This is a genomic window from candidate division WOR-3 bacterium (assembly GCA_039803925.1).
Classification (GTDB): domain Bacteria; phylum Hydrothermota; class Hydrothermia; order Hydrothermales; family JAJRUZ01; genus JBCNVI01.
This window is the reverse complement of record JBDRZL010000006.1, coordinates 67,113-79,120: the sequence shown is the minus strand read 5'-3', so window position 1 is coordinate 79,120 and position 12,008 is coordinate 67,113. Positions and strand designations below refer to the sequence as shown.

Here is a 12,008-nt window from a genome sequence, read left to right as displayed (position 1 = left end):
TTGAAAGGGGAATATACGAATTTAATATAGAAGTGAAAACAAAAGGTGTTTACTTCCTTGTGGTTAAAGATGATAAGAAGAAAATTAAAGAAAAAATTATATTTATGTGAGAGAAAGGTTTAAAAATACAATAACTTACAAGGTTGTGTTTTGCAGGCTAAGGTCCATTATGCCCATAATTTTATTTAATCATTTGGTAGCCGCACCCTTCAGGGTGCGTTATATTTCGCAGGCTAAAGCCTGCACCTACAAAAAATATTAAATCCAAAGTGTTAAACGGGTAGCCGCAACCTTTAGGTTGCGCAAATACCAATATTTTTAAAATATTATTTCCATCCTTCCTCATACCTCCCCCACCCTCAACTTTCCAAAAAAAAGCAAGATTTCGCAGGCTAAAGCCTGCGCCTACCATTTTTTAAATTTTTTTAAATTTTTTTAACATTTATTACCATAATTTATTGTAAAACCTGGAGATTTTATTCCGCAGTTAAAACCTGCGCCTACTGTTTCCGTAAGATTATTATAAATCATCTTTAAATCATTTTAAAGGGATTTAATATCTCTTCAATTTCCTTTTCATCAAGAATTTTTTCTTCCTTCAAAACCTCCTTTAAGGTTTTTCTTTCTTTCTTTGCTTTCATAACAATATAAGAAGCCTTATCATAACCTATCCTTTTTGCAAGAGGTGTTATTAAAGCAAAACTCATCTCTGCATACCTTTTACAAACATCCTCATTTGCCTTTATTCCTTTTATGCATTTTTCTCCAAAAATCCTAATAGCATTTTTCAAAATCTTTATAGAATTTATTGATAGAAAAGCAATAAGAGGCATCATCATATTGAGTTCAAGAGGACCAGTCTCTGCACCTATTACAACAGAATTGTAAGCACCATGAATAAAAGCACATACCTGAATCATCATTTCAGGAATAACAGGATTTACTTTTCCAGGCATTATTGAACTACCAGCCTGAAGAGCAGGAAGCTCTATCTCATTAAAACCTGTCATAGGACCACTTGAAAGAAGTCTTATATCATTTGAAATCTTCATTAAACTTACTGCAAGTGTATTCAAAGCACCCATTAACTCCACCATACAATCTCTTCCTGCTATATACTCAAATTTGTTTTTTGCCTCCTTAAATTTTATTCCCGTTCTTTCTGATATTTTTCTACATATTCTCTTCCCAAATTCAGGATGAGAATTAATCCCTGTTCCTATTGCTGTTCCTCCAAGGGGCAATTGCTCAAGATTTTTAAAAACTCTCTTAATTCTTCTAAGATTACTCTCTATCTGAGAACGATAACCTGAAAATTCCTGTCTAAGGGTCATTGGAACAGCATCCTGCAAATGGGTCCTTCCTATCTTTATAACCTTTTTAAATTCCCTTTCCTTTAATTTTAAAATTTTTATAAAATTTTTAATTTCATAAACTAAATCATCAAGCAAAATTCTTGAAGCAATCTGCATTGCTGATGGAATAACATCATTTGAAGATTGCCCCATATTAACATGATCATTCGGATGACAGGGATTTTTTCCACCCCTTTTTCCTGTCAGAATCTCATTAACCCTTCCAGCAATTACTTCATTTATATTCATATTTGTGCTTGTTCCAGAACCAGTCTGAAATATATCAAGGGGAAAATTATCCTTTAGTTTTCCTTCATAAATTTCCTCTCCTGCCTTAACTATTGATTTATATAAACTCTCTTCTAAATTTCCAAGTTCATAATTAACCTCAGCAGCACATATCTTAATAAGAGATAATGCCTTTATAAACTCAAAGGAAAAATTAAATTCAGAAACAGAAAAATTTTCTAAAGCTCTCTGTGTATGGGCACCGTAATATTTATCAAAAGGAACTTTAACTTCACCTAAACTATCCTTTTCTATTCTATAATTCTTCACTTTAAAACCTCATCCATATTTTTTAAAAGTTCATCAATTTCTTCTAAAGTTAAATCACCCATATGACCTATTCTAAAAGTTATATTTTTAAGTTTTCCATATCCGTTTGCAATCTTAAATCCCCTTTCCTTTAATTTCTCAATCATTGAGGGAACATCAACATTTTTGTTATTTTTTATTACAGTAACTGTATTACTCTCATAACCCTTCTCAGGGAATATTTCAAATCCCCTTTCCTTGACCCAATTTCTAACCCTTTCAGCCATTTTTAAATGTCTTAAGAACCTCTCTTTCATTCCCTCTTTTAACATTTTATCAAGTTGATAATCAAAAGCAAAAAGAAGGGAAATTGCTGGAGTTGCAGGAGTCTGTTTCCTTTCATCATAATACTTTTTCATTTCAAGAAAATCAAAATAATAACCTCTATCATTTATCTCTTTTGATTTTTCAAGTGCTCTTTCACTTACAACAGTAACAGTTAAACCAGGAGGCAGTGCAAAACACTTTTGAACACTTGCAAAAATAACATCAAGCCCAAGTTCATCAATTGGAATTTCTATACCAGCAAGAGAACTAACAGCATCCACTAAAATCAATGTATCAGGTGACACATTCCTCACAACTTCACAGATTTCTTTTAAAGGATTTGTAACCCCTGTAGAGGTCTCATTATGAGTAATAAGAATTGCCTCATACTTTTTATTTTTTAATTCCCTTTCAACCATAAAAGGTTTTATTGCCTTTCCCCAATCCACCTCAATTACATCTACCTCTTTTCCACATCTTTTTGCTATATCCATCCACCTTTGCGAAAAGGCACCACAAACAGTTGAAAGAAGACTCCTTTTAACTAAATTCCTGATTGAACCTTCCATAACACCAGTTGCAGAGGAGGTAAAAATTGTAACAAAATTTTTTGTCTCAAGAACCTTTCTTAATTTTTCTATAACTCTTTCATAAAGTATAGAAAAATCCTTTTCCCTGTGCCCTATCATCCACTTTCTCTGCGCCTCAAGCACCTCCTCCCTGACTTCAGTTGGACCAGGAATAAAAAGTTTTTTTCTTTCCATAAAAAATTATAAATAAAATTTGTCTCATGTCTCAAAAAAATGTCCTAAAAAAACACTCTTTTAATAAAAAAATAGGTGGAACAGAATTTGCATTTTAGTAAAAAGGTTCAATTCCAGTTAAAGCAAAATTAAAATATGGAAAAATTTAAAAGAACAATTAAGTATGAAAGTGAACTTAACAGGGATTTTACAAAAGAAGTTATAAATTCTCCAGGTGGTGAAGGCATTTTAGAATGTATACAGTGTGGAACATGTTCTGGAACATGTCCCCTTTCAATTTATATGGATTACCCACCAAGAAGAATAATTGCGATGGTAAGAGAAGGATTCAAAGATGAGGTTCTTTCATCAAAGACAATATGGTTATGTGCTTCTTGCTATTCCTGTCAGGTGGAATGTCCTCAGAACATTAAGATCACATACATAATGTATGCCCTTAAAAGAATGGCTATAAAAGAAGGAAAGTATCCTAAGAAATTCCAGATTCCGGTTTTAGCAAAAACCTTCTATGATATGGTCTCAAAAAATGGAAGACAATCTGAAGCAAGGCTTGTTATGAATTTATGGTTAAAAACATCACTTTTAAAAATCTTTAAAAATTCTCTTTTTGGTTTAAAACTTTTAAATAAAGGAAGATTGAGTTTCAAAGAAGAAAAAATAAAGGATAAAAAAACCCTCAAAAAACTTTTGAAGGAGGCTTAAAATGAATGATAAAAAATATTTTTATTATCCTGGCTGCTCATTAAAGGGGACAGGAAAATCTTATGAAAAGTCACTTCTCGCTGTTTTTAAATATCTTGAAATAGAAATGCCTGAACTTCCAGACTGGAATTGCTGTGGCGCTACTACATACATGTCAATTGATGAGCTTGCATCTTTTAAAATGGCTGTAAGAAATCTTTCAATAGCTGAAAAAGAAGATAGGGACATCATAGCACCATGTTCAGCATGTTATATGGTGTTAAACAAAACACTGCATTTTATTAAGGAATACCCTGATATAAGAGAAAAAGTTTGTGAAGCAGTAAAAAAAGCAAACATCAACGAATTATACGAAGGAAAAGTAAAAGTGAGACATCCTCTTGATATTTTAATAAACGAGGTGGGAATTGATAAAATAAAATCAAAGATCAAAAGGACACTCGCAGGAATCAGAGTATTTTCTTATTATGGATGTCTTCTCACAAGACCCTTTACAGATTTTGATAACCCCCGCTATCCTGTAAATCTTGATAGGATTGTTGAGGCAACTGGTGCTGAAACTGTTGAAAGTGCTTTAAAAACTAAATGTTGCGGAGGATCCCTTTCAGGAACAATAGAAGAAGTTGGACTCCGTCTTTCTTACCTTATATTAAGAGAAGCAAAAAGAAAAGGTGCCCATTTAATTGTCACAGTTTGTCCCTTATGTCAGTTCAATCTTGAAGTTTATCAAGATAGAATGGAAAAAATGTTTAAGGATAAACTCTCTATACCCGTTATTTACTTTACACAACTTCTTGGTGTTGCTTTAGGTATTGAAGAAAAAGAACTTGGATTTAATCATCATATTATTTACCCTGAAATTTTATATCAAAAAGCAGCAGTTTAAAAGGAGGAAAAATAATGAATAGCGTAAAACATAATGGTGAAATAAGAATAGGGGTTTATATATGCCATTGTGGAACAAATATAGCAGGGAAAGTTAAGATAGAAGAAGTAGTAAAGCATGCACAGAATTTACCAAATGTTGTAGTAGCAAGAGATTATAAATATATGTGTTCTGATCCTGGACAGGATTTAATAAAGAAAGATATAAAGGAACTGAAATTAAATAGAATTGTTGTAGCCTCCTGCTCTCCCCATCTTCATGAACACACCTTCAGGAAAGCAATTGAGGAGGCAGGACTTAACCCCTTTTATTTCCAGATGGCAAACATAAGGGAGCATGTATCCTGGGTAACAAAGGACTCACAAGAAGCAACAGAAAAAGCCAAAGCCATGGTAAAAGCAGCTGTTTACAGAGTTGTTTTTCACGAAGCACTTGAAAAGACGAAAGAAAAAATAAATCCAAATGTCCTTATTATTGGTGGTGGTATAGCAGGAATTACTGCTGCTTTAACAATTGCAGATGCTGGGAAAAAAGTCTATCTTGTTGAGAGGGAACCATCAATAGGTGGTCATATGGCAAAATTTGATAAAACTTTCCCAACCCTTGACTGTGCTTCCTGTATTTTAACACCCAAAATGACTGCTGTTAAAGACCACCCAAACATTGAACTTTTTACCTACTCAGAAGTAGAAAGTGTAGATGGTTATGTTGGTAACTTTAAAGTAAAAATTAGAAAAAAACCAAGATATGTTGATATTGAAAAATGTGTTGGATGTTACGAGTGTATAAAAAATTGCGTTTATAAAGAAGGAAAATTTCCAAATGAATTTGATGAAGGTCTTTCAAAAAGAAAACCAATTTACATTCCTTTCCCCCAGGCTGTTCCTCTTGCTGCTATAATAGATCCTGCTACATGTATTCAGTTTTTATCAGGAAAATGCAAAAAAACCTGTCAGGAAGCCTGTGAGAGGGGAGCAATAGACTTTAATATGAGAGAGGAGATAATTGAAGTTGAAGTAGGAGCTATAATAGTTTCAACAGGATTTAAAATTTTTGACCCTTCACAAATTCCCCAGTATGGATACGGGAGATATCCAAATGTTTATACTTCACTTGAGGTAGAAAGACTCGTAAACTCCTCTGGACCCACAGGAGGCGAAATTATTTTAAGGGATGGAAGAACACCAAAATCCGTTGGAATTGTTCACTGTGTTGGTTCAAGGGATAAAAACTATAACATATGGTGTTCAAGAGTATGCTGTATGTATTCACTTAAACTTGCCCACCTTATAAAAGAAAGAACAGGTGCTGAGGTCTATAACTTTTATATTGATATGAGGACACCTGGAAAAGGGTATGAGGAGTTTTATCTTAAATTGATGGAAGAAGGAGTCCATTTTATAAGAGGTAAAGTTGCCGAAGTTACTGATTGGGCAATTACACCTGAAGAAGAAGGTAAATTAATAATAAGAGTGGAGGATACCCTTATCGGTGTTGTAAGGAGAATACCAGTAGATATGGTTATTCTCTCAGTTGGTCTCACCCCTCAACCTGATGCCGATGAAGTAAGGAAACTCTTAAATATTTCCTGTTCAAAAGAAGGATGGTTTCTTGAAAGACACCCAAAACTTGCTCCTGTTTCCACATTTACAGATGGAGTTTTTATTGCAGGTGCATGTCAGGGTCCAAAAGATATTCCAGATACAGTAGCTCAAGCAGAAGCAGCTGCAGCAGAAGCTCTTGCTCTCATTGATAAATCCGAAATTTCCCTTGAACCCAATACAGCTTTTATTAATGAAGAAAAATGTTCAGGCTGCCATATATGCATTGGTCTTTGCCCCTATTCTGCCATTTCTTTCAATGAAGAAAAGAAAGTTGCTCAGATAAACGAAGCACTCTGTAAGGGATGTGGAGTTTGTGTTGCTGCCTGCCCATCTAAGGCAGCACAGCAAAGATTATTCCTCGATGAACAAATTTACGCTGAAATTGAAGGTGCTTTAGTTTAAAAGGAGGGATTAAATGAAAGATAATAATTTTGAACCAAAATTACTTGGAATATTTTGTAATTGGTGTACTTACCTTGCAGCAGATTTAGCTGGTGTCTCAAGAATGGATTATCCTGCAAACTTAAGAATTGTAAGAACAATGTGTTCTGGAAGAATTGACCCTCAGTTTATTTTGTGGGCATTTAGAAACGGTGCAGATGGAGTTCTAATTGGAGGATGTCATCCTGGTGATTGTCACTATATTGAAGGTAACTATAAAACATTAAGGAGATATAAGTTTCTCAAGAGAATTTTAAAGGAAATGGGAATTAATGAAAAAAGACTAAGACTTGAATGGATTTCAGCATCAGAAGGAGAAAAATTACAAAGGGTTGTTAAAGAATTTGTTGAAGAAATTAAAAAATTAGGACCTATAAGTAATGATGATGCCTTTAAAAAAGTATTAACTTCTACAAAAGGGGGTAAAAAATGAGTAAAAAACCTAAAATTGCTCTTTACTGGTGCGCTTCCTGTGGAGGATGTGAGGAAGCAGTAGTAGACCTTGCTGAGGACATTTTACAGGTAGTAGAAAAAGCAGAAATTGTATTCTGGCCAGTAGCAATGGATTTTAAAAGAAAAGATGTAGAAAATCTAAAAGACGGAGAAATTCTTGTATCTTTTATAAATGGAGCTGTAAGAACTTCTGAACAGGAAGAAATGGTAAAACTTTTAAGAAAAAAATCAAAAATTGTTATAGCTTTTGGCTCCTGTGCATATACTGGTGGCATACCAGGACTTGCTAACTCTTATTCCAAAGAAGAAATAATGAATTACTATTATAAAGAAGGTATAACTGTTTTTAATCCAGAGGACAAAAAACCAACACCACAATACATAGAGAAAAACCTTTCTTTTGAAATTCCTGAATTCTATGAGAGAGTTTATGCCCTTGACCAGGTTATAGATGTAGACTATTATATTCCTGGATGCGCCCCCACAAGAAATGTTGTTAAAAACTCTATTTTTACTTTATTTTCAGGTAATTTACCACCAAAGGGAAGTGTTTTGGGTGCAAGTAGCAAAGCACTATGTAATGAATGTCCTTTAAATGATACAAAACCAGAAAAAATTACCTTAAAGGAATTTAAAAGAATTGATAAAAATCAACCAGAAAAAGATAAGTGCTTACTAATACAGGGCTTTGCCTGTCTTGGACCTGTAACAAGGGGTGGATGTGAAGCTCTATGTGTAAAAGCAAGTTATCCTTGCACAGGTTGTTTTGGACCTCTCGACGGAATCGAAGACTACGGTGCCAAAGCTCTTTCTTTTTTAGCATCTTTAATTGATTCAAAGGATGAAGGGGAAATTGAAAATATAATAAATGAATGGATGCCAAATCCCCTTGGAATAGTTTATAAATATTCTTTACCTAAATCTTTAATTTTTGAAACAAAAAATAAGAAAAATGGAGGGTAAAAATGGAACATAGAATAACAATAGACCCAATTACAAGACTTGAAGGGCACGGGAAAATAGAAATTTTTCTTGATGAAAATGGAAATGTGGAAAAAGCTTATTTTGTTGTTCCAGAATTAAGAGGATTTGAAATTTTTGTTAAAGGTAAACCAGCAGAAGATATGCCAATTATAACACCAAGAATCTGTGGCGTATGTCCAACTGCACATCACATGGCAAGCACAAAAGCTCTCGATGACCTTTATAAAGTGGAACCACCTTCACCTGCAAAAAAATTAAGAGAAATGCTCTACAATATGTTTATGCTTGAAGACCATGCACTCCATGTTTATATTCTTGGAGGACCTGACTTCATTGTTGGTCCAAAAGCAAAAAAAGAAGAAAGAAATGTCCTTGGAGTAATTCAGAAAGTAGGTCTTGAAATAGGTAAAAAAGTAATTTCAATGAGAAGGGAAATAAGAGAACTTATGACACTTCTTGCAGGTAAAGTTATTCATCCTGCATGGGGAGTTCCAGGTGGTGTAACAAGAGGATTAAAAGAGGAGGAAAGGAAAAACTTTGTAAAGGTTGCAGAAAAAGGAGTTGAATTTGCTCTCTTTACTTTAAAAGTTTTCAAAGATATAGTTTTATCAAACAAAGAATATGTGGAACTTATTAAATCTGATACCTATACCCACAAAACCTATTATATGGGTCTTGTTGATAATAACAAAAAGGTCAATTTTTACGATGGAAAAATAAGAGTTATAGACCCTGAAGGAAAAGAATTTGCTCTATTTGATGTAAGGGATTACAAAGATCATATAGCAGAACATGTTGAAAACTGGACTTACATAAAGTTTCCTTTCCTTAAAAAAGTAGGATGGAAAGGATTTATTGATGGAAAGGATTCAGGTGTTTATTCTGTAGCACCTCTTGCAAGGTTAAACGCTTCAGAGGGAATGGCAACACCAAAAGCTCAAGAGGCTTATGAAGAATTTTATAAAACACTTGGCGTTAAACCTGTTCACCATACACTTGCAAATCACTGGGCAAGAGTAATTGAAATGATTTATGCTGCTGAGAGATTTCTTGAACTGGCAAAGGATCCTGAAATTACATCTGATAATATAAGAAACATAAGTAAAGAAATCCCTTCAGTTGGTATTGGTGTTGTTGAAGCACCAAGGGGAACACTAATACACCACTATGAGACTGATGAAAAAGGATTTATAACAAAAGCAAACCTAATTGTTGCTACCCAAAACAATGCAGCACGAATTGCAATGTCTGTAGAAAAAGCAGCAAAAGGTCTTATAAAAAATGGAAAATATGATGAAGGAATATTAAATATGATTGAAATGGCATTTAGAGCTTATGACCCATGTCATGCCTGCGGAACCCATTCTCTACCAGGAAATATACCCCTCCTTATAAATATAAGAGATAAAAGGGGCAACATAATTGATAAGATTAAAAACTTTTGAAAAAAAAGATTTAAGGAAAAAGTATTTAATTCTTGGTCTCGGTAATACAATAAGAGGCGACGACGGAATTGGAATATATTTAACCAAATTTTTAGAAAAAAAATTTTTCAATCTTGCTGATATTATATCCACTGAAGAAATGGGGCTTTCTTTACTTGATTTTCTTTCGCCTTATGAAAAGGCAGTAATAATTGACAGTATTTTCACCGGAAAAAAAGACATAGGAGAAATATACATTTTCAAAGAAAAAGATTTTGATTCAAAACAAATAAAAAGTAATCATTACATAGGATTACCTGAAATTTCTAAAATTGCAAAAAAATTAAAAATTCCTTTTCCTAAAGAATTGCTTATCATAGGAATTTCTGTTGAAGACCCATACACAATAAAACCAGAACTATCTGAAAACTTAAAAGAAAAAATACCTGAAATTATCACAAAAATTGAAAAATTAATAAGGGATTTTTTAAAATAATTTTTAAAAAGGAGGGGAAATTGAAATCTGATATTGAAATTGCTAAATCTATAAAACTTTTTGATATAAAAGAAATTGCTGAAAAAATTGGAATAAACGAAAATTATATATATCCTTATGGGAAATATAAAGCTAAAATTGAACCAGAATACTTTAAAACCAAAGTAAGAAAGGGAAAACTAATCCTTGTTTCCGCAATTACTCCCACACCATTTGGTGAAGGCAAAACAACTGTTTCTATTTCCCTTTCCATGGCTTTCTGGAAACTGGGAAAAAGTTCCATTGTTTGTTTAAGGGAACCCTCCCTTGGACCTGTTTTTGGAATAAAAGGTGGAGCCACAGGAGGTGGTTATTCCCAAGTTTTACCTATGGAAGAAATAAACCTTCACTTTACAGGAGATTTTCATGCAGTAAGTTCAGCCCATAATTTGCTTTCTGCCATGTTAGATGCTTCAATTTTCCATGGAAATCCCCTTGGCATAAACCCCAATGATATATTATGGCCAAGAACCATTGATATGAATGATAGAGCTTTAAGAAAAGTGATAGTGGGATTAAGCCCTTTGAAAAATGGACCTTTAAGGGAAGATGGATTTGTAATCACACCTGCTTCTGAAATAATGGCAATACTTGGACTTTCCAAAAACTATACTGAACTTAAAGAAAGAATTTCAAACATTCTTTTAGGATTTACCTATAAAAAAGAACCGGTTTTTGCAAAAAACTTAAAAGCCCAGGGCGCTATGGCTGCACTTCTAAAAGATGCTTTAAAACCTAACCTTGTTCAAACAAGTGAAAATACACCTGCAATAATACACACAGGACCTTTTGGAAATATAGCTCATGGCACATGTTCAGTTTTAGCAATAGATTTAGCATTAAAACTTTCCGAATACGCAGTTATCGAAGCAGGATTTGGTTCTGACCTTGGTGCTGAAAAATTCATAAACATTGTAACAAGGGAACTTGATACAAAAGTAGATTGTGCAGTTCTTGTAGCTTCAATAAGAGCATTGAAATATCACGGGGGGCTCAAAAAAGAACTGTTGAAAGAAGAAAATGAAGATGCCCTGATAAAAGGTTTTGAAAATTTAAAAGCACATATAAACATACTTAAAAATGTATTCGGCACCCCTACAGTGGTAGCTATAAACAGGTTTCCTTTTGATACTGAAAGAGAAATAAAAATACTTGAAAAGCTATTAAGTGAGGAAAAAATTCCCTTTTCTATATGTGAAGGATTTTTAAAAGGGGGAGAAGGTAGTAAAGAATTAGCAAGTAAAATTATTGAAGTTATTGAAAATGAAAAAAATAGCTTTAAAAGACTTTATGATATAAAATCAGGAATAAAAGAAAAAATTGAAAAAATATCAAAAGAGGTTTATGGAGCAAACGCAGTTAAATATTCAGAAAATGCCTTAAAGAAAATAGAACTTTGCGAAACACTTAATTTCAATGATTTTTATATCTGTATGGCAAAAACTCAGTATTCAATCTCAGATAATTCAAAATTAAGGGGATGGCCTAAAAATTTTGAACTTAGAATAGATGATGTAAGAATTAAATCAGGAGCAAAATTCATAGTTCCCCTCTGTGGTGACATACTTGAAATGCCTGGATTACCCAAAGAACCAGCTGCAATTAATATTGATATTGACGAAAATGGAGAAATAACAGGAATATTTTAATGCACGAATACTCTTTAGCAAATAATCTTATTGAAATACTTAGAGAACAGAAAAAGGAGAAAAAGGCAAAAAAAATCCTTAAAGTAGAACTTGATTTTGGAAAACTTTCAGGAGCAGAACCTTTCCTTTTTGAAGAAGCCTTTGAAATATTAAAAAAAGAAACTGAATTTAAAGAAACAGAATTAAAAATTAACATAATAGAACCTGAAATTAAATGTTTAAAATGCGGAAAAATTTTTAATGCTCTTTCTTTTCCCTTTTTATGCCCTTTTTGCGAAAACTTTGGCGGAGAAATAATTAAAGGCGATAAAATTTTTATAAAAAGTTTAGTTATTGAAAATTTTTAA

12 protein-coding genes are annotated in these 12,008 nt (G+C 33.1%); 9 read left to right on the top strand and 3 right to left on the bottom strand.

From position 1 onward, the window contains the following. Positions 1 to 181: 181 nt before the first annotated feature. The 3 genes from ABIN17_04290 to ABIN17_04280 all read right to left on the bottom strand — a co-directional run bounded on the left by ABIN17_04290 (position 182) and on the right by ABIN17_04280 (position 2,983). Positions 182 to 346: a hypothetical protein gene (locus tag ABIN17_04290; protein ID MEO0284278.1), complete on the bottom strand. Its 165-nt coding sequence runs from the start codon at positions 344 to 346 to the stop codon at positions 182 to 184. A 187-nt stretch (positions 347 to 533) separates the two neighbouring features. Beyond that, positions 534 to 1,913: a class II fumarate hydratase gene (locus ABIN17_04285; GenBank protein ID MEO0284277.1), complete on the bottom strand. Its 1,380-nt coding sequence runs from the start codon at positions 1,911 to 1,913 to the stop codon at positions 534 to 536. Further along, entirely contained in the window at positions 1,910 to 2,983 is a 1,074-nt protein-coding gene (locus ABIN17_04280) for an alanine--glyoxylate aminotransferase family protein (protein ID MEO0284276.1), read from the bottom strand. The genes ABIN17_04285 and ABIN17_04280 overlap by 4 nt, the downstream gene beginning before the upstream one ends. A 135-nt stretch (positions 2,984 to 3,118) precedes the next feature. Here ABIN17_04280 and ABIN17_04275 point away from each other — a divergent pair, with 135 nt between their 5' ends. Genes ABIN17_04275 through ABIN17_04235 form a run of 9 tightly spaced genes read left to right on the top strand, consistent with a single transcriptional unit; the run spans position 3,119 to position 12,008 of the window. After that, positions 3,119 to 3,685 carry a 4Fe-4S dicluster domain-containing protein gene (locus ABIN17_04275; GenBank protein ID MEO0284275.1) on the top strand — a complete coding sequence of 189 codons (567 nt, stop codon included), beginning with the start codon at positions 3,119 to 3,121 and terminating at the stop codon, positions 3,683 to 3,685. A gap of 1 nt (position 3,686) precedes the next feature. Continuing rightward, positions 3,687 to 4,571 carry a CoB--CoM heterodisulfide reductase iron-sulfur subunit B family protein gene (locus ABIN17_04270; protein MEO0284274.1) on the top strand — a complete coding sequence of 295 codons (885 nt, stop codon included), beginning with the start codon at positions 3,687 to 3,689 and terminating at the stop codon, positions 4,569 to 4,571. 14 nt (positions 4,572 to 4,585) lie between these two features. Then, entirely contained in the window at positions 4,586 to 6,577 is a 1,992-nt protein-coding gene (locus ABIN17_04265) for a CoB--CoM heterodisulfide reductase iron-sulfur subunit A family protein (GenBank protein MEO0284273.1), read from the top strand. Positions 6,578 to 6,590: 13 nt separating this feature from the next. Further along, positions 6,591 to 7,049, top strand: a complete 459-nt coding sequence (locus ABIN17_04260) for a hydrogenase iron-sulfur subunit (GenBank protein MEO0284272.1) — start codon at positions 6,591 to 6,593, stop codon at positions 7,047 to 7,049. Beyond that, on the top strand, positions 7,046 to 8,032 hold the full coding sequence (locus ABIN17_04255; protein MEO0284271.1) for an oxidoreductase: 987 nt from the start codon (positions 7,046 to 7,048) through the stop codon (positions 8,030 to 8,032). The genes ABIN17_04260 and ABIN17_04255 overlap by 4 nt, the downstream gene beginning before the upstream one ends. 2 nt (positions 8,033 to 8,034) lie before the next feature. Then, complete coding sequence (locus ABIN17_04250) at positions 8,035 to 9,498, top strand: Ni/Fe hydrogenase subunit alpha (GenBank protein MEO0284270.1); 1,464 nt, start codon at positions 8,035 to 8,037, stop codon at positions 9,496 to 9,498. Beyond that, positions 9,476 to 9,973, top strand: coding sequence for a hydrogenase maturation protease (locus ABIN17_04245; GenBank protein ID MEO0284269.1), 498 nt, complete (start codon positions 9,476 to 9,478; stop codon positions 9,971 to 9,973). The genes ABIN17_04250 and ABIN17_04245 overlap by 23 nt, the downstream gene beginning before the upstream one ends. Positions 9,974 to 9,993: 20 nt before the next feature. After that, the gene (locus ABIN17_04240; protein MEO0284268.1) at positions 9,994 to 11,661 is read left to right on the top strand and encodes a formate--tetrahydrofolate ligase; all 1,668 of its coding nucleotides are present in this window, start codon (positions 9,994 to 9,996) and stop codon (positions 11,659 to 11,661) included. Then, on the top strand, positions 11,661 to 12,008 hold the full coding sequence (locus ABIN17_04235) for a hydrogenase maturation nickel metallochaperone HypA (GenBank protein ID MEO0284267.1): 348 nt from the start codon (positions 11,661 to 11,663) through the stop codon (positions 12,006 to 12,008). The genes ABIN17_04240 and ABIN17_04235 overlap by 1 nt, the downstream gene beginning before the upstream one ends.

Excerpts from the sequence above, each read along its gene's own strand:
- ABIN17_04290 (MEO0284278.1), bottom strand. The coding sequence starts at position 346 with ATGAGGAAGGATGGAAATAATATTTTAAAAATATTGGTATTTGCGCAA.
- ABIN17_04280 (MEO0284276.1), bottom strand. The coding sequence starts at position 2,983 with ATGGAAAGAAAAAAACTTTTTATTCCTGGTCCAACTGAAGTCAGGGAG.
- ABIN17_04275 (MEO0284275.1), top strand. The coding sequence starts at position 3,119 with ATGGAAAAATTTAAAAGAACAATTAAGTATGAAAGTGAACTTAACAGG.
- ABIN17_04270 (MEO0284274.1), top strand. The coding sequence starts at position 3,687 with ATGAATGATAAAAAATATTTTTATTATCCTGGCTGCTCATTAAAGGGG.
- ABIN17_04265 (MEO0284273.1), top strand. The coding sequence starts at position 4,586 with ATGAATAGCGTAAAACATAATGGTGAAATAAGAATAGGGGTTTATATA.
- ABIN17_04260 (MEO0284272.1), top strand. The coding sequence starts at position 6,591 with ATGAAAGATAATAATTTTGAACCAAAATTACTTGGAATATTTTGTAAT.
- ABIN17_04255 (MEO0284271.1), top strand. The coding sequence starts at position 7,046 with ATGAGTAAAAAACCTAAAATTGCTCTTTACTGGTGCGCTTCCTGTGGA.
- ABIN17_04250 (MEO0284270.1), top strand. The coding sequence starts at position 8,035 with ATGGAACATAGAATAACAATAGACCCAATTACAAGACTTGAAGGGCAC.
- ABIN17_04235 (MEO0284267.1), top strand. The coding sequence starts at position 11,661 with ATGCACGAATACTCTTTAGCAAATAATCTTATTGAAATACTTAGAGAA.